Annotated in this window: 19 protein-coding genes and 1 tRNA gene; 15 read left to right on the forward strand and 5 right to left on the reverse strand. The window is 59.1% G+C overall.

The genetic code is table 11. The features are described from left to right. The first annotated feature begins 28 nt into the window (after positions 1-28). Together EKL15_RS17620 and EKL15_RS17625 are read left to right on the forward strand one after the other, a co-directional pair. The gene (locus tag EKL15_RS17620; protein WP_087763434.1) at positions 29-952 is read left to right on the forward strand and encodes a DMT family transporter; all 924 of its coding nucleotides are present in this window, start codon (positions 29-31) and stop codon (positions 950-952) included. 3 nt (positions 953-955) lie between these two features. Further along, entirely contained in the window at positions 956-1,258 is a 303-nt protein-coding gene (locus tag EKL15_RS17625) for a hypothetical protein (RefSeq protein ID WP_087763433.1), read from the forward strand. Positions 1,259-1,269: 11 nt separating this feature from the next. On the opposite strand, the gene dsdC is transcribed toward EKL15_RS17625, so the two are convergent. From dsdC to EKL15_RS17640, 3 genes are all read right to left on the reverse strand, one after another. Further along, complete coding sequence (gene dsdC / locus EKL15_RS17630) at positions 1,270-2,199, reverse strand: DNA-binding transcriptional regulator DsdC (RefSeq protein ID WP_033648097.1); 930 nt, start codon at positions 2,197-2,199, stop codon at positions 1,270-1,272. A 471-nt stretch (positions 2,200-2,670) separates the two neighbouring features. Further along, positions 2,671-2,922, reverse strand: coding sequence for a CsbD family protein (locus EKL15_RS17635; protein ID WP_203090123.1), 252 nt, complete (start codon positions 2,920-2,922; stop codon positions 2,671-2,673). A 134-nt stretch (positions 2,923-3,056) separates the two neighbouring features. Next, the gene (locus EKL15_RS17640; RefSeq protein ID WP_197813122.1) at positions 3,057-4,553 is read right to left on the reverse strand and encodes a helix-turn-helix transcriptional regulator; all 1,497 of its coding nucleotides are present in this window, start codon (positions 4,551-4,553) and stop codon (positions 3,057-3,059) included. Positions 4,554-4,782: 229 nt separating this feature from the next. Between EKL15_RS17640 and EKL15_RS17645 the strand changes: the two genes are divergently transcribed. The 4 genes from EKL15_RS17645 (at position 4,783) to EKL15_RS17660 (ending at position 8,767) form a co-directional block, all read left to right on the forward strand. Further along, complete coding sequence (locus tag EKL15_RS17645; RefSeq protein ID WP_038876539.1) at positions 4,783-5,754, forward strand: YrzE family protein; 972 nt, start codon at positions 4,783-4,785, stop codon at positions 5,752-5,754. A 1-nt stretch (position 5,755) separates the two neighbouring features. After that, positions 5,756-5,977 (forward strand): hypothetical protein, encoded by a 222-nt coding sequence (locus EKL15_RS17650; protein WP_004936288.1) that lies wholly within the window; start codon positions 5,756-5,758, stop codon positions 5,975-5,977. 694 nt (positions 5,978-6,671) lie between these two features. Then, positions 6,672-7,472: a helix-turn-helix domain-containing protein gene (locus EKL15_RS17655; RefSeq protein WP_060419953.1), complete on the forward strand. Its 801-nt coding sequence runs from the start codon at positions 6,672-6,674 to the stop codon at positions 7,470-7,472. A 20-nt stretch (positions 7,473-7,492) separates the two neighbouring features. Beyond that, positions 7,493-8,767: a lactonase family protein gene (locus tag EKL15_RS17660; protein WP_238423730.1), complete on the forward strand. Its 1,275-nt coding sequence runs from the start codon at positions 7,493-7,495 to the stop codon at positions 8,765-8,767. A gap of 93 nt (positions 8,768-8,860) precedes the next feature. Here the strand turns inward: EKL15_RS17660 and EKL15_RS17665 are convergent. Both EKL15_RS17665 and EKL15_RS17670 read right to left on the reverse strand, forming a co-directional pair. Further along, positions 8,861-8,935: transfer RNA gene (locus EKL15_RS17665), tRNA-Arg, on the reverse strand. Positions 8,936-9,064: 129 nt separating this feature from the next. Then, entirely contained in the window at positions 9,065-9,991 is a 927-nt protein-coding gene (locus EKL15_RS17670) for a formate/nitrite transporter family protein (protein ID WP_203090126.1), read from the reverse strand. 229 nt (positions 9,992-10,220) lie between these two features. Between EKL15_RS17670 and ccmA the strand changes: the two genes are divergently transcribed. The 9 genes from ccmA (at position 10,221) to ccmI (ending at position 17,287) form a co-directional block, all read left to right on the forward strand. After that, positions 10,221-10,853, forward strand: coding sequence for a cytochrome c biogenesis heme-transporting ATPase CcmA (gene ccmA, locus EKL15_RS17675; protein WP_100396441.1), 633 nt, complete (start codon positions 10,221-10,223; stop codon positions 10,851-10,853). Then, entirely contained in the window at positions 10,853-11,512 is a 660-nt protein-coding gene (gene ccmB / locus EKL15_RS17680) for a heme exporter protein CcmB (protein ID WP_197757789.1), read from the forward strand. Before ccmA ends, ccmB begins: the two co-directional genes overlap by 1 nt. 120 nt (positions 11,513-11,632) lie before the next feature. Beyond that, positions 11,633-12,370, forward strand: coding sequence for a heme ABC transporter permease (locus tag EKL15_RS17685; RefSeq protein WP_004936270.1), 738 nt, complete (start codon positions 11,633-11,635; stop codon positions 12,368-12,370). Beyond that, positions 12,367-12,603 (forward strand): heme exporter protein CcmD, encoded by a 237-nt coding sequence (gene ccmD / locus EKL15_RS17690; protein ID WP_063919800.1) that lies wholly within the window; start codon positions 12,367-12,369, stop codon positions 12,601-12,603. The genes EKL15_RS17685 and ccmD overlap by 4 nt, the downstream gene beginning before the upstream one ends. Further along, entirely contained in the window at positions 12,600-13,094 is a 495-nt protein-coding gene (ccmE, locus tag EKL15_RS17695; RefSeq protein WP_004936264.1) for a cytochrome c maturation protein CcmE, read from the forward strand. The genes ccmD and ccmE overlap by 4 nt, the downstream gene beginning before the upstream one ends. Then, entirely contained in the window at positions 13,091-15,061 is a 1,971-nt protein-coding gene (locus EKL15_RS17700) for a heme lyase CcmF/NrfE family subunit (RefSeq protein WP_203090141.1), read from the forward strand. The genes ccmE and EKL15_RS17700 overlap by 4 nt, the downstream gene beginning before the upstream one ends. Continuing rightward, positions 15,058-15,609 carry a DsbE family thiol:disulfide interchange protein gene (locus EKL15_RS17705; protein ID WP_033653726.1) on the forward strand — a complete coding sequence of 184 codons (552 nt, stop codon included), beginning with the start codon at positions 15,058-15,060 and terminating at the stop codon, positions 15,607-15,609. Before EKL15_RS17700 ends, EKL15_RS17705 begins: the two co-directional genes overlap by 4 nt. Beyond that, positions 15,606-16,073, forward strand: a complete 468-nt coding sequence (locus EKL15_RS17710) for a cytochrome c-type biogenesis protein (RefSeq protein WP_038876524.1) — start codon at positions 15,606-15,608, stop codon at positions 16,071-16,073. The genes EKL15_RS17705 and EKL15_RS17710 overlap by 4 nt, the downstream gene beginning before the upstream one ends. After that, complete coding sequence (gene ccmI, locus EKL15_RS17715) at positions 16,073-17,287, forward strand: c-type cytochrome biogenesis protein CcmI (protein ID WP_049270556.1); 1,215 nt, start codon at positions 16,073-16,075, stop codon at positions 17,285-17,287. Before EKL15_RS17710 ends, ccmI begins: the two co-directional genes overlap by 1 nt. The last annotated feature ends 11 nt before the right edge of the window (positions 17,288-17,298 follow it).

Below are 17,298 nucleotides of genomic sequence, written 5' to 3' on the forward strand. Positions count from 1 at the left end.
TTATTCTCACGGTGGCGAGAACCCTATTATGAATGCGAGAATCGGAATCGACGGCAGGGCTGCCGCCGCGATGGTGATGCTATGCGCCATCTGGGGAATGCAACAGGTGGCAATCAAGGCCGCCGAGCCGGATGTGTCGGCGGTGCTGCAAATCGCCATTCGCTCGGGTCTCGCCGCGTTGGCGGTTTACCTGCTGGCGCGCGGCCGCGGCGAGCGCTTCACCTGGGATCGCGCCACGCTGTGCGCCGGTTTGAGCGTGGGGGCATTGTTCGCGCTGGAGTTCTTTTTTGTCTCCGCAGGGCTGCGTTACACCAGCGCCTCGCATATGGCGGTGTTTTTGTACACCGCGCCGCTGTTTTCCGCCCTTGGCCTGCATTTTCTCCTTCCTCAGGAGCGCCTGTCGCCGGTGCAGTGGCTGGGCATGCTCATCGCCTTTGGCGGCGTGGTGCTGGCCATATCGGGCATGGCTGAGGGAAGCGGCGGAGCCGAACGGCTGAAAGGCGATCTCTACGGCCTGCTGGCGGGGATCGCCTGGGGAGCCTCTACCCTGGTGATCCGCACCACGCGCCTGGCGGAGTGCCCGGCCAAACAGACGCTGCTGTGCCAGCTGACGGGCGCCTGTGTGCTGCTGTCGTTGCCGGCGCTGGCGACGGGAAACCTGCATTTCACCCTGAGCCCGGTGGCCTGGTACAGCCTGCTGTTCCAGACCGTGGTGGTGTCGTTTTTCAGCTACCTGATCTGGTTTTCGCTGCTGCGTCGCTATCAGGCCTCCTCACTGGGCATTCTCACCTTTATGACGCCGGTATTCGGTATCCTGGCGGGGGGCGTTATTCTCGGCGAGCCGTTGCAAATTGAGTTTGTATTGGGAGCCATGCTGATCGTGCTGGGATTAATCGTGGTGAGTTGTTCTTATCTTATTTATTTTGACCGAAGAGTGGCACCCAAAATATAAATTATGGATGTTGATGTACAGAACTACCAAATAAGCTGCGAAAGCCAATTCATTATCCAGCTGCAAATATCCCGCTATGCCTGGGGCGTGCCGCTGATCACGCTCAGCGATAACGGTGATTTTACCGTGATAAGAAACCGAGGCTGGTCGAGGTTAGCTAATGGGATGCAATTGGAGGTTTATTATTTCGCCAATAATTCCCTGCTTACCTGGGATAAAAACCGCAAATATATCTCTTATTCAAAGGCCGGCCGGCTCTACGCCTGCGCGCTGCATTTTTCTTATTCCCCCAAAATAGAGCGCTAACCCTCTGGCCATCAGACCAGAGGGGCGATTTTCATGATCCACTGCTTAAATGCGAGGATTTTCGGCCACTGCCGCTCGGAGATGGTCGAGGTGAAATAGCAGTGCTCGCAGGGCACGGTCATGTCGGTGAACGGAATGATCAGCTCGCCGCTTTTGATCCAATCCTGCACCAGATTGAGCCGCCCCATGGCGACGCCAAGGTGCCGCGTGGCGGCCAGCACCGCGAGATCGGAGCGGTCGAACTCCATGCTCTTGCTGTCGGTATCCAGCCCCAGCGCAAAGTGTTGCGACCAGGTTTGCCACTCGTCTTCGCCGGAGTTGTAGCGATCGTGCAGCAGCGTGCAGTGGGCCAGGTTTTCCGGCGCATCGTACAGGCTATGTGCGGCGGCATACTGCGGCGTGCAGATCGGCACCATCGATTCCTGCATAAAAGCCTCGTCCAGATGCCGCCCCGAGGGCAGTTTGCCGAAGTACATCGCCAAGTCCACGCCGCGGTTGGCCAGGTTGATGATCTCCTGCCCGGTCAGAATGTTGAGGTGAATGGTGGGGTGCTGGGCGATAAAGTCGCCGATGCGCGGCAGCAACAGGCATTGCACCAGAGAGGGGTGCGAATAGAGGGTCAACGTCCCCGTCAGCTCGCGATTTTTGATGTCCAGAATTTCCTGATTCAGCGTGTTGAAGGAGCTGTCCAGCGCCCATTGCATGCGCTCGCCCTCCGGGGTCAGGGTAATTCTGCGATGAAAGCGCTGGAATAGCAGGAAGCCCAACTCCTTTTCGAGCAGATTAATGCGGTGGCTTACGGCGCTGGGGGTGATCGACAATTCTTGCGCCGCCAGCGCAAAAGATAAATGACGGGCGACGCATTCGAAAGTATGCAACCGGGAAAATTGATAGCTGGTCAGCGGGGTGGCCCGCTGTGAATGTTTTTTACTGGGGAACATGCTATTTCTCCGTGCGCATAATACGCCAATGTTAACATCTAATGGAGAGAGGGATAAACCCAGGTTGACCGATAGAGTCGGTTTTTAAACTGGCGGTTTTAACTATGTTGAGGGTAAACCGATGGAGCGTATAAAAACCGGAAATAACAGCCGGTGAACGCTTTGATGGAGAGGGCGATGATAATCGGGAATAGGGCGAATATAATAAAATGGCGGGTTGTTAAACGGCGAGTAAAGGCGGTATGCGACAACCTGAATGATAAAGGCCCGTATTTAATAAGGGATATAACGGCTTAACCATAATAATCCGCCGTTGTGACGACGCGGAGTACCCGTTAATCATCATTGCCGGCGAATAAATCGATAAGACCGCATGTTCGCTACGTTTGCTCTTTGACCTGGGGAACCGCGCCCGGTGGTGACCCTCCGGGCGCGGCATTCAGGGAAAAACGGTGTGCTGGTCGGCGCGCATCAACGGCGGCGCAGCAGCAGGCCGGCCAACAGGCCAGCGCCGGCAATGAGGGCTAATGCGGCGAGGGGGTTTTTCTTCATCATGCTGCCGGCGCAGCTCAGGGCGTCGCCGTATTTTTCTTGCAGCGCGCCCGCTGCATAGCGCGTGACGCCTTCGGCCTGCAAACGTTCGTTTCCGGTGACGTCGCCCGTCATTTCCTGCGCTTTGCCCGCCACTTTTTCCATCATGCCATTGGCTTTTTCGCTGTTCATTATGATGCGCTCCTAAGGTTCGATCCGTTTGGCTTCCGCACAGGGCGAAAGCCTGCATTTGCACCTCCATGTTATGCACTTCACGTTGTGCCTATAAGGGGCGTTTGCATCGGTACGGATAGTGCATTTGCAGGCTACTTGCCGTTCCTGGTGGCCGGCCCGCCGGTAAACAGACCGCGCTCCCTGGCCCAGACGATGGCTTCGCTGCGGCTATGCACACCCAGTTTGGAATAGACCGTCGCGACATGATTGCGAATGGTGTTGAGCGCCAGATTGAGGCGCGCTGCGATTTTCTTGTCCGGCAGCCCCTCGCAAATCAATTCCAGCACATCGCGCTCGCGCGGCGTGAGATCGCTGGCGTTAAATCCGGTCTGATCGGGCCGGTTGATGCTTTTCACGTTGGCCAGTTTTTCAATCAAGGTTTGGCTGAACCAGGAAGCGTCCTGCATCACTTCCTCGATGGCGCTCACCAGCTCCAGCTCCGAGCGTTTGCGTTCGGTAATGTCCATGAGCACCAGCAGGTAGCAGGGCGCATTGTGAATGCTGACGGCATCCGCCGAGGCCACGCAGTCGATCGGCTCGCTCCCTTTCTTGCGTACCCGGATGTCCAGCCCTTCGACGTTACCGCTTTTTTCCAGCGCGGCAAACAAACGGCGGTTCGCCTCGGGATCGTCAATAAATTGGATCTCATCGACCGTTTTGCCGATCAAGGCTTCGGCGTCGTACTCGGTGGTGCGGGTGAAGGCTTCGTTGACGTCCAGCACGCGCCGCTCGTGCGCCGTACACAACAACGTCGGCACCGGGCTCAGGCGAAATGCCTTGGCGAACCGCTCTTCACTTTCCCGCAGCGCCGATTCCGCCTGACGCCGGGGTTCGAGATCGGTAAAAGTGAACAGCATGCAGTCGTCTTCATTGATGTCCAGCGGTTGGCCGGCAACCACCACCAGCTTGCTTCCGCCACCGGGCAGTTTCAGCTCGGCCTCCATTTGCGGAATGGTTGCGCCTTCCCCCAGGCGCTGAATCGCCAGCTCTTTGTGCTCAGCTTGTTCCAACACGTCGAGTTCATAGACCGAACGCCCCATGACCTGTTCACGCTGGTAACCGGTCATATCGAGGAACCCCTGATTGACCTTGACGTAACGCAGGTCGCTTAGCCGACAAATGACCGCCGGCGCTGGATTGGCGTTGAAGGTTTTTTCAAAGCGCTGTTCGGCGCTGGCCCATTCCGTCGCGTCGCTCAGGATCAGCGCCAGCAGCTCCGGCTGCCCCTGCGCATCGGTGATAATCAGGCTCCGCAGGCGGTGCACCCAGAAGCTGTCCGGATCGTCGACCTGCCGAACTTCCACCACCACATCGGTGAAGGTCTCGCCATCGGCAACCCGGTTCAGCGGGTACTGTTCCAGCGCCAGCGGGTGGTTGTTGCGATAGCGCAGGGCAAACCGCACCGCGTACTCGTCGGCATTGGCCCCCAGGGCTTTCTGGTGGCTCACGCCATGCATGGCCAACGCGGCTTCGTTGGCCCAAAGCAGCGTTTGATCGGTATCCGTCAGGATCACGCCGTCGGACAAGCCGGAGATGATTTGCTGCAGGTGGCCGCGGTGGGTTTCGCTGGCCAGGACGGATGGGTTCATGTGCTCTCCGCTAGACAGAAGGGGGAGCGGCCTCTGACGGGGGCCGCGGGTTACGCTACTCGCTGAGCAGCTTAGTGCATAACGTGCGTATTCGCAGGGTGTGAATGCACTAGTCATTCTGGCGCAAATGAACCGGGACGGCCGACGATGCCGCGCGGCAGACTGGATTTGTCTGCGCGGTTATCCGCCGTGCGTGCAATCACTTGTCCAGAAAATATAAGGAACAACGATGACCACTGTCTATGAATCAAATCGCTTTGCGTTTCAGGTGTCATGGGGCTCGATATTGGCCGGGAGTGCCGTGGCGCTGGTGACTTATCTGATCTTCAGCGTGCTGGGTACGGCTGTCGGTGCCCAGGCCGTGGATATGATGCAAAAGGGCAACCCGCTGAGCGGCTTTGGCACCGGCACCGGGATCTGGCTGCTGGTTTCAACGCTGGCCTCGCTGGCCGCAGGCGCGTTCGTCGCCGGCCGCACCGCACCGAATCGCGGCGGCTTGCATGGCCTGCTGAGCTGGGCGATCACCACCTTGCTGACCACCTGGCTGGTGGTTTCATTGGCGAGTGGCGTGGTGGGGCTGGCGGGTAGCGCGGTGGGCAAAGGGCTTTCGCTGGCGGGCAGCGGCCTGGCTGCGGCAGCGCCAAACGTGGGCGAAGGCCTCAAGCAACAGCTGGATAAAAAAGGCATCAGCCTTGACTGGGGAAGCCTGGAAAACCAGTTGAACGCCACGCTCAAGCAGACCGGCAAGCCGGAACTGGATCCGGCTCGGTTGGAACAGAAGGCCGATAGGGCGACCGCCGACGGCAAGCAATCGGCCATGGACGCGGCGGCCGATCCGGCGCGGGCCGCCTCCGAGCTCAAACAGTGGTTCGACCGCGTCAAGCAGTCCGGTGAGCCGACGTTGAGCGCGGCTGATAAGGATGCGTTGGTGAATATCGTTGCGGCGCGCACCGGCAAGAGCCGTGATGAAGCAAGCCAAATCGTCGATAACTACGCTCAGGCTTACCAGCAGGCGGTGCAGAAAGTGGAGAAACTCAAGGCTGAGGCCGAGCAGAAAGCGCGTGAAGCGGCCGATGAAGCGGCTAAACAGCTGTCGCGCGCCGCATGGGGGTCGCTGTTGGTGCTGCTGTTGGGCGCCGCGCTGAGCGCTGGCGTGGGGCGGATTGCCGAATCAACTCGCCGCACCCTCGCGGTAAGTTGAGATGAAAAAAAACCTGTCGTGCATTTCGCTGAATTATCGAAAAGTAGCCGGGGCCTCTGCGCCCGTGCTCGTCATCGATTTTTGCAACGAGAACAACGAGCGCTATACCCTGCGCTACAACCTGCCGCCGGATACCCCGGAACGCACCGAGCGGCGGGTGTCTTTGCTGCTGTATCTGTTGCGTAAGCACAGGTCCGCAGAGATCGACAACCTGGCTGATTGAGCAGCCCGTGAATGAAAAGCCCGGCTTTGCGAGCCGGGCTTTTTGCTGCGCTTGGTCAATAAAGCGTGGCACAAGCAGACGCGGCACTGTTACGAGGGAAGGGGAGGCGGTTCAGCGGGGCACCAGTGGCGATCCCATTGACATGGAGGGAAAATAGGGCATCGAACAGGGTGTGTTGAAACGTCGATTCTTCACCGTGCGGGAGAAGATAAAAAAGAAACTCGCAATGACGATCTGCGATTATCGGGCCCGAGGTTAAGATCTTGCGCTTATCCGCCGCATCTTCCTTCGCCACCGTTCATACTTTTTCGTATTCGGCTCAATAGTTTTATCAACCGGCCAAACAATAAAACACGATTTAATTTGTGATGATGAAATTCCTATTCGGCCATGCCCGTGGAGCGTAAAAAAACACTTTAAGATAAAACAATTAACATAAAGTGTGATTCACCCTGGCGGGGCAAATGCATCTTTAATGGATGCACTTTGCGTGGCGCATTTTTTATTCACGGATTTTTCGCAAGCGTATTTATATAACATGATCATTTTCAGTTATTTATATGATGACTTTTCCTATGCCGTAAAAATTGCATTGACAGGGTGATTTTTTTTAGGATTAATCTTAATGACTTGATTTGAGAGGTTAACGATTTTAATAAAAAGGACACAATCTTTATAAAGGCAGGGAGCGCTCATGGATTATAGAAAGGATATTCTTGTACAGGTCTTGGAGTATATGGAGAAAAATATTATAGAGGGGCTTTCCGTTGAGAAGGTTTCCATTATCTCGGGTTACTCTAAATGGCATTTACAGCGGTTATTTAAACATTATTTTGGTATTACGTTAGGGACTTATATCAGGAATAGAAAGCTGAGCCGGTCCGCTGTCCTGCTCAAACAGCATCAAGGTAACATATTGGATGTTGCCCTGGCATCCGGGTTTGCTTCTCAGCAATGCTACACGCGGGCATTCAAACGTTTCTTTGGCGAAACGCCCAACAGCTTTAGGAACAGCCGGGGATGGGATTTCTCCACCCAGATTCCACCGTATGGCAGCGACAATAAACCCTATTTTTATCATACGGTCATGCCGGATGACATCGACATGTTGAAGCAGTACAAGGCATTGATTTTCCACTCCGTCAGGAAGTACAGAGATGCCAGTGACATTACCCAGACGAATGATAAATGGCTAAGTAAAAATGGGAGGGCTTATAGCGTAGAAAAAAGAAAAGGGGGGCGGCCGCATGCCAACGGTAAGGAGCAAGAGGTTTTTCATTCCATATTTAACTTCTATATACCCATGGGGAAATATATTGTCATTCCCTTTATCGGGGAGCTACCTGAGTATATTGCCTTTTTTGAGGGTATCTATGACGCCCATCTGCCGGCTATTAATGTCAAAATGAGGGAGAGCTTTTTCATCGAGTTATACAGACACGAGCATTTAAACAGTAAGATCATCAATGTCGATATACTTATTCCTGTGGCGTAGTGTTGAGGAAAGGAGGCATCATGAGTATAGAAAAATCCTCTGGCTCGATTAATAAACACCGCCGCGCGCTCTTTATGCTACCTTTAACGTTGCCTGCCTTTGGCAGAGTGAACGTTAAAGGTTTAGGCCGGCAGGCAATTCAATTAGCGCTGGCATTAACGCTCTTCATGTTTTCAGGAAATACGATGGCAAATAATCGGGAACAGCATCAAATAGCGTTAGTCGGCACCTGGACCCATATTCCGGATGCGCCAACGGTGCAGAAACCGACGCGCCCCAGTGAAGGGCTCTATCGTCTGGCGGTTAATGGCGACGGCACGTTAACGCTGCTCGATGCCCTTAAAATGAAAAGCCCGTCGTGGATCGTCACATCCCGCGATGGCCGCTTCGCCTATGCCACCAATGAGGAGGACGCGGGAACGGTGACCGCCTTGGCGATAGACCAGGCTGGCAGCCTGCGGGTGCTGAATACGGTGAGCAGCGCGGGTCGGCAGCCGACGCATGCCACCCTCAGCCCGGACGGCAAGTTTCTGTTGGTCGCCAACTATTCCGTCGCCAAAGGCGGCGCGGGAGTGACGGTATTGCCGATTGGCAGCGACGGCAGGCTGGGTGAACGCGTACAGCATTATCCGTTTACGCCCGGCTCCGGCATCGTGCAGGGGCGCCAGGAAGGCGGGCATGCGCACTCCACCACCTTTAGCCGCGATGGCCAATACCTGTACGCGGCGGACCTCGGCGGCGATAAGCTGCACGCCTACCGCTATCGTTCGGATAACGCGCAGCCGTTGCAGGCGGATGCTTCGCGCGATGTCGCCTTTGCGCCCGGCGCCGGCCCAAGGCACATGGTGTTCTCGCCGGCAGGCGACTATGCCTATGTCATCACCGAAATGGCGGGCGAGATCGAGGCGTTTGCCGTTAACGACAATCGATTGACGCGGCAAGGGAAAGTGAAACTGAACGGCGGCCTCGATTCGGCGGAGGCGAAAAGCGGTGGGGCCATTATCCTGAGCCCGAGCGGCAGATATCTTATTGCCACCCATCGCGGCACCGATAACCACCTGCTGGTATTAAAAATAGGCAGGGACGGTCTGCCAGGCGTGCCGACGCGCTATGAGGCCGGCGGCATTGAGCCGCGTGCGCTCGCTTTCGATGCCGGGGGTAACCATCTCTATGTGACGAATGTATTCACCAATAGCGTGACGCTGTTCGATTTCGATGATGAAAAGGGTGAGTTGCAGGCCAGAGGGCAGGCGGCGACGATCTCAACGCCGACGGATATTAAGTTTTTTAATTGATGCCAATTATAACGCTCGGCGACAATCGGACCTGAACAGGGGAAAAGGGGAATTGCGGGTGCAGATGATGGGGAATGGCGTGATAAGAAAGAATGGTGTCCCCGACTGGAATCGAACCAGTAACTAGCCCTTAGGAGGGGCTTGTTATATCCGTTTAACTACGGGGACGTTGCGGGCCGGCAACCGACGCTGCCGGGGCATTATACCTTTTTTTACCCGCAGAATAAGCGCTTAGCGGCGCGTTTGCTCAATACCTCGCCAGTTCACGCCGAAATTTCCTCGGCTAACCGACCGCGATCACGGTTTTTCCCCGCCGTGGCGCCGCTTTTTCTCTTGCCGACGCGCGGCCTGGTTTTTGGCGCTCAAATCGTTGCGGATCTGCGCGTGGCTTATCAGCGCAAAGATAAAGGTGCCGCCGATGATGTTACCCGCCAGCGTCGGCAGAGCGAACGGGTAAATGAATGCTTGCCAGCCAATCGCGCCGTTGAACACCAGATACAGGATCTCGACCGAACCGACCACGATATGGGTCAAATCGCAAATCGCCACCAGGTAGGTCATCAGCACGATCACCCAGATTTTCGCCGCGCCGGCGGCCGGGAACATCCACACCATGGTGGCGATGATCCAGCCGGCCAGGATGCCGTTGGCGAACATTTCCCGCGGCGTATGGCGCATCACCTCTTCGCCCAGGCTGACGAAGGCGCCGCGCGTTTCGGTGTCGAACAGCGGCATATGGGTAAACGCCAGCGCCGCCAGCCCGGTGCCGATCAGGTTGCCGAGCAGCACCACGCCCCACAGGCGCAGCAGGATCAGCAGGTTGCGCGGCGTGGGCTTATGCATGATTGGTAATACCGCCGTGACGGTGTTTTCGGTAAACAACTGCTGGCGCGCCATGATGACAATGATGAAACCGAAGGTATAGCCGAGGTTCTCGATGAAAAAGCGGCTGGGATCGTCCGGCAGGCGGGCGTGGAAAATGCCTTTTGCCGCCAGCGAGGCGCCCATCGACAGCCCGGCGGCGATCGCCGACCACAGCAGCGCCAGCCCGTCGCGCTCCAGCTCTTTTTCGCCTTCCATCCGGATCTGTTCATGCACCGCCGCCGCGCGCGACGGCAGATTCTCTTCCCTGACTTCGATTTCGCGCTTGCCCTGTTCCTGCTCCTCGCTCTCTACCTGCATCGTCTCATCCGGCTCGTGATCCTGGCGTTGCTGCTCGCTCATGCTGTAGCTCCTGCTCATTAAAGGTGAGTTCACGTTATTAAGCGTAGTTGCCCGGCCCAAATGCGGCGAAATACAGAAAAAAGTAACAAGAGTTAAAATCCGCCGATTTTTTCCACGCATTCTTGATCCTGCTCGCCATATTGGTCCGTCGGCGCGCCCGCCGCGGGCTGCGTGCGGGGAAAGGCTTATGCTATGATTCGCTATCCCAAAGAAAAATATGAGTTCCCCGATGCTGGAAGCCAAAAGTCTGAGTTGCGTGCGCGATGAGCGCATCCTGTTTAGCGAGCTAAGCTTTTCAGTTCAGCCGGGCGATATCATTCAGGTAGAAGGGCCGAACGGCGCGGGTAAAACCAGTTTGCTGCGCATTCTCGCTGGCCTGGCGCGGCCGGACGGCGGCGAGGTGTGCTGGCGTGGGCGCAGCACGCTGCGCGATCGTGCGGGTTACCAGCAAGATTTGCTGTTTATCGGCCATCAGCCCGGCATCAAAGCCGTATTGACGCCCTTCGAAAATCTGCAGTTTTATCAAGCGGTGCGCGGCACAACCGATCATCCGGCCATCTGGCGCGCCCTGGAGCAGGTGGGGCTGGTGGGCTACGAAGATCTGCCGGTGGCGCAGCTGTCCGCCGGGCAGCAGCGGCGCGTGGCGCTGGCGCGGCTGTGGCTCAGCGCGGTGCCGCTGTGGATCCTCGATGAGCCGCTGACGGCGATCGACAAACAGGGCGTAGCCGAGTTGATTAGCCTTTTTGAACAACATGCACAGCGGGGCGGCATGGTATTGTTGACCACCCATCAGGATTTGGCCGGCGTCAGCCAAACGGTAGGTAAAGTTCGTTTGGCGGAACATGACGCGGGGAGCCTGTGATGTTTTTGACCCTGGTGCGCCGCGAACTGAAGATCGCCTGCCGTAAAGGTTCGGATATCGTCAACCCGCTGTGGTTTTTCCTGATTGTGATCACGCTGTTTCCGTTGGGGATTGGCCCGGAGCCGCAGCTGCTGGCGCGCATTGCGCCGGGCATCGTGTGGGTGGCGGCGCTGCTGGCCTCGCTGCTGTCGCTGGAGCGGCTGTTTCGCGACGACTTCCTCGACGGCTCGCTGGAGCAGCTGTTGCTGCTGCCGACGCCGCTGCCGATGACGGTGCTGGGCAAAGTGTGTGCTCACTGGGTCGTGACGGGTCTACCGCTGCTGATTCTGTCGCCGCTGGTGGCGCTGCTGCTGTCGCTCGATATGCAGACCTGGCTGGCGGTGGCGGGGACGCTGCTGCTCGGCACGCCGACGCTGAGCCTGATCGGCGCTATCGGCGTGGGGCTGACCGTCGGCCTGCGCAAAGGGGGCGTGCTGCTCAGCCTGCTGGTGCTGCCGCTGTATATCCCGGTGCTGATCTTCGCCACCGGCGCGATCGACGCCGCCTCGATGGGCATGCCGATCGACGGTTACCTGGCGATACTCGGCGCGATGCTGGCGGGCAGCGTGACATTGGCACCGTTTGCCACCGCGGCGGCGCTGCGAGTGAGCGTGCACTAGCTAACGTATTGAATGAACAGACGGGGCAAGGCCGACAAGAGCGTACCCCGCAGAAGATTTTCGCCGTTTCGATCGCTCGGGGCGGCCGACGCATAAAAATTACCGTGAGCACTGACGACAATGTGGAAATGGTTACATCAACTGGCGCGGCCTGAACGGCTGTATCACGTCTGCGGCCGCTTTATCCCCTGGCTGGGGCTGGCGGCGGCGGCCTGCCTGCTGCTGGGCTGGGCATGGGGCTTTGGTTTCGCGCCGAAGGATTATCAGCAGGGCGACAGCTTCCGCATCATTTATATTCACGTGCCGGCGGCCATGTGGTCGATGGGCATCTACGCCTCGATGGCGGTGGCGGCGTTTATCGGCCTGGTGTGGCAGATGAAAATGTCCGATACCGTGGTGGCGGCGATGGCGCCGATCGGCGCGGTGTTCACCTTTATCGCGCTGGTGACCGGCTCCGCCTGGGGCAAGCCGATGTGGGGCACCTGGTGGGTGTGGGATGCGCGTCTGACCTCCGAGCTGGTGCTGCTGTTCCTTTATATGGGCGTCATCGCGCTGTACAACGCCTTTGAAGACCGCCGTCTGGCGGGCCGCGCCGCCGGGATTCTGGTGCTGGTGGGCGTGGTGAATATCCCTATCATCCATTTTTCGGTCGAATGGTGGAATACGCTGCATCAGGGCTCGACCAATATGCAGCAGTCTATCGCGCCAAGCATGCGCACCCCGCTGCGCTGGGCGATCCTCGGTTACCTGCTGCTGTTCGTCACGCTGACGCTGATGCGCCTGCGCAATCTGATCCTGTTCCAGGAGCGCCAGCGCCCGTGGGTCGCCGGGCTGGTGAATAAGGAGCGTCAGTCATGAATGCCGCGTTCGATTCTTGGTCGGCGTTTTTCGCCATGGGCGGTTACGCCTTCTATGTTTGGCTGGCGGTCGCCGCCACGCTGATTTCGCTGTTGGGGCTGGTGGCGCACACCGTCTGGCAACGGCGGCAGTTGCTCGTCGAGATCGGCCGCCGTCAGGCGCGCGAGCGGCGCATTCGCCATGCGCAACAATCAAAACAAAAATCCGCCGCACCGCGGGAGAAATCATTGTGAATCCACGTCGTAAAAGCCGCCTTTATCTGGCGATCGTTGTGCTGATCGGCATCGCGCTGACCGCGACCCTGATGCTGTACGCGCTGCGCTCCAACATCGATCTGTTCTATACCCCGGGAGAAATCCTGCAGGGCAAGGGCGAAAATCATGAGAAGCCCGAGGTCGGCCAGCGGCTGCGCATCGGCGGCATGGTGATGCCGGGCTCGGTAAAACGCGATCCCAATACGCTGCAGGTCAGCTTCAAGATTTACGACGCGCGCGGCGCGATCGGCGTGACCTACACCGGCATTCTGCCGGACCTGTTCCGCGAAGGGCAGGGCGTGGTGGCGCAGGGCGTGCTGGGCGAGGGCAACGTGGTCAATGCGCGCGAAGTGCTGGCCAAACACGACGAGAAATACACGCCGCCGGAAGTGGCCGACGCGATGAAAGAGAACCACAAAGGCCCGGCGGAAGCGTATAACGCGCCGCAGGCGGAGGGCGCCAAGTCATGATGCCGGAACTGGGCAGTTTTCTGCTGTGCCTGGCGCTGGCGATTGCGCTGTTGCTGAGCATTTACCCGCAGTGGGGCGCGGCGCGGCAAGACAGCCGCATGATGGCGGTCGCCCGCCCGCTGAGCTACGGCATGTTCGCCGCGATTGCGCTGGCGTTCCTGTGCCTGGTGCACGCCTTCGTGGTCAACGATTTTACCGTCGCCTACGTGGCCACCAACTCCAATACCCAACTGCCGGTGTATTACCGCATCGCCGCCACCTGGGGGGCGCATGAGGGGTCGCTGCTGCTGTGGGTGCTGCTGCTGAGCTGTTGGTCGCTGGCGGTGGCGTTGTGCAGCCGGGCGATGCCGCAGGACGCGGTGGCGCGGGTGCTGTCGGTGATGGGGATGATCACCGCCGGTTTCCTGCTGTTCATTATCATGACCTCCAACCCGTTCACCCGCACGCTGCCGAATTTCCCGATCGACGGCAGCGATCTCAACCCGCTGCTGCAGGATATCGGCCTGATCTTCCACCCGCCGCTGCTGTATATGGGCTACGTCGGCTTCTCGGTCGCCTTTGCGTTCGCCATCGCCTCGCTGATGGCCGGCCGGCTCGACACCGCCTGGGCACGCTGGTCACGCCCGTGGACCACCGCGGCCTGGGTGTTCCTCACGCTCGGCATCGTGCTCGGATCGGCCTGGGCCTACTATGAGCTGGGCTGGGGCGGCTGGTGGTTCTGGGATCCGGTGGAAAACGCCTCCTTTATGCCGTGGTTGGCCGGCACCGCGCTGATGCATTCGCTGGCGGTGACCGAAAAACGCGGCACGTTCAAAGCCTGGACGGTGTTGCTGGCGATCACCGCCTTCTCGCTGTGCCTGCTGGGCACCTTTCTGGTGCGTTCCGGCGTGCTGGTCTCGGTGCACTCCTTCGCCTCCGATCCGGCGCGCGGCATGTTTATCCTCGCCTACCTGGTGATCGTGATCGGCGGTTCGCTGCTGCTGTACGCGGTCAAGGGCGGCCAGGTGCGCAGCCGGGTGCAGCACGAGACCTTCTCGCGCGAGACCTTCCTGCTGGGCAACAACGTGCTGCTGATCGCCGCCATGCTGGTGGTGCTGTTGGGCACGCTGCTGCCGTTGGTGCACAAACAGCTGGGGCTGGGCAGCATCTCGATCGGCGAGCCGTTCTTCAACACCATGTTCACCTGGCTGATGGCGCCGTTGGCGCTGCTGTTGGGCATCGGGCCTTTGGTGCGCTGGCGCCGCGATGAGCCGAGCAAGCTGTGGCGCCGCCTCGGCGTGGCGCTGTTGGCGACGCTGGTGCTGTCAATCCTGCTGCCGTGGCTGCTGCAGGACAGCATCGCCGGCATGACGGTGGTGGGCCTGATCATGGCGCTGTGGGTGATCATCCTGACGCTGATGGAGCTGCATGAGCGTGCTACCCACCGTCACGGTTTCTGGCGCGGCCTGCGCCAGCTGTCCCGCAGCCACTGGGGCATGGTGCTCGGCCACCTCGGCGTGGCGGTGACGGTGATCGGCATCGCCTTCAGCCAGAACTACAGCGTGGAGCGCGACGTGCGGATGAAGGCCGGCGACAGCGTGGATATTCACAACTATCACTTCGTGTTCCGCGACGTGCACGACATTCGCGGCCCGAACTACAGCGGCGGCGTCGGCATCATCGACGTCACGCGCAACGGCAAGCCGGAGGCGACGCTGCACGCGGAGAAACGCTACTACAGCGTGGCGCGCAGCATGATGACCGAAGCGGCGATCGACGGCGGTTTCAGCCGCGATCTGTACGCGGCGCTGGGCGAGGAGCTGGAGGACGGCTCCTGGGCGGTACGCCTGTATTACAAACCCTTCGTGCGCTGGATTTGGTTCGGCGGCGTCTTTATGGCGATCGGCGGCCTGCTGTGCATCCTCGACCCGCGTTACCGCATGAGCAAAAAACTCAAGCGCGAAGGCAAGCTGGAGGCGCAACCATGAATCGTAAGCTGCTGTTTATCCCGTTGGTCCTCTTCCTGCTGCTGGTGGCGGCGCTGATGGTGCAACTGACGCGTAACGCCGGCGGCGAAGATCCGACCATGCTGGAATCGGCGCTGATTGGCAAACCGGTGCCGACCTTCAGGCTGGAATCGCTGGATCAGCCCGGCAAAACCTACGATCAGGCGGTACTGCGCGACGGCAAGCCGATCTTGCTCAACGTCTGGGCCACCTGGTGCCCGACCTGCCGCGCGGAACACCAGTATCTCAATACGCTGGCGGCGCGCGGCGTGCGGGTGGTTGGCCTGAACTATAAAGACGATCGCGCCAAGGCGGTGACCTGGCTGAATTCCCTCGGCAATCCCTATGCCCTCAGCCTGTACGACGGCGACGGCATGCTGGGGTTGGATCTCGGGGTCTACGGCGCGCCTGAGACCTTCCTTATCGACGGCCAGGGGATTATTCGTTACCGCCACGCCGGCGACATGAACGAGCGCGTTTGGCAGCAGGAAGTGCTGCCGCTGTATAAAAAGTACGGGGGTGAGGCATGAGGCTGATTGTCCTGCTGTGCGCCGCGCTGCTGAGCTGGAGCGCCGCCGCGGCGATCGATACCTATCGCTTCAACTCCGTCGAGCAGGAGCAGCAGTATCGCGAGTTGACCGAACAGCTGCGCTGCCCGAAATGCCAAAACAACAGCATTGCCGATTCCAATGCCATTATCGCCGCCGACATGCGCACCAAGGTGTACGAGCTGATGATGCAGGGGCAAAGCAAGCAGCAGATCATCGATTACATGGTGGCGCGCTACGGTAACTTCGTTACCTATGAGCCGCCGGTAACGCCGGCGACGCTGATCTTGTGGATCGGCCCGCTGCTGTTCGTGCTGATCGGCGGGGCGGTGGTGATCCTGCGCACCCGTCGCCGGCCTGGCGCGGCGGTGGACGATGAATTCTCCGAACGGGAACGGCAGCGCCTGGCGGCGCTGTTGCAAGAGACTGACAGGAAGAAACCCTAATGGCTTTTTGGCTGATTATTTGCGTGTTGCTGGCCGGCGCCGCCGCGTTGCTGGTGGTGCCGGCGATGCGCCATGGCAAGCAGAGCGCCGCCACGCGCGATGCGTTGAACAAGGCTTTTTATCAGGATCGCCTCAGCGAGCTGGAGCAGGATGAGCAGCAAGGCGTGGTGGCCGAGCGCCCGGAGCTGGTGAAAGAGCTGCAACAGAACCTGTTGAACGACATTCCCGTCGAGCAGGCGGCGCAGGCGAAGCCGATCAATCGCTGGGCGCTGGTGCCGGGCGTGCTGTTATTGCTGGCGGTGACCGTTGGCTTTTATCTGAAAACCGGCGGGCTGGCGCAGGTGCTGGACTGGCGCCTGGTGCAGGCGCAAATGCCGGAATTGCGCGAGCGCGTCGCCAATGAGCGCGCCAAACCGCTGAGCATGGAAGAGATCGCCCGCCTTGGGCTGGGGCTGCGCACCGCGCTGCAGCAGGACGATCGCAACATCAACGACTGGATGATGCTGGGGCGGGTCGGCATGGCGCTGAACAACGCCACCACCGCTACACAGGCGTTTGCCCATGCTTATCAATTGGATCCGAATAGTCTGGAAGTGCGGCTCGGCTATGCCGAGGTCTTGACGCGCTCCAACGATCCGGAGGATAACAAGCAGGCGACACAGCTGTTGCGGCGCATGATCGCGGAAAATCACGGCGATCCGCGGGTGCTGAGCCTGCTGGCGTTCAATGCCTTCGAACAGGGCGACTTCAAGCAGGCGATAGGCGCCTGGCAGGTGATGCTGCAGCTGCTGCCGGCCAACGATCCGCGCGCGGAAGTGATAAAGCGCAGCATTGCACAAGCAAAAGCCCAGGCCGGCGGAGAAACTGTTAAACTGAATGTGACCGTTTCGCTGTCACCGCAGGCGGCGAAAGCCCTGCCGACGCAGGGGACGCTGGTCATCTCGGTTACCGACGGCGTCAGCCCGGTGCCGGTGGCGGTAAAACAATTGCCGCTGAGCCGTTTTCCGCTGTCTTTCTCTCTGGATGACAGCAACGCCATGATGCCCGAGCGTCTACTCTCGGCACAGCATCAGGTGCAGGTGCGTGTGCGCCTCTCACAGGACGGATTGGCCACGCCGCAGCCGGGAGACTGGTTCGGCGAAAGCTCGCTGCAGACATTCAGCGGTAAAGAGCAGGTTAGCGTTCAGATAAACAAGCAGGTCAATGAAAAATAAGACCGAACGTG

This window comes from Serratia sp. 4542 (genome assembly GCF_016805595.1).
GTDB classification, from domain to species: Bacteria; Pseudomonadota; Gammaproteobacteria; order Enterobacterales; family Enterobacteriaceae; genus Serratia; species Serratia nevei.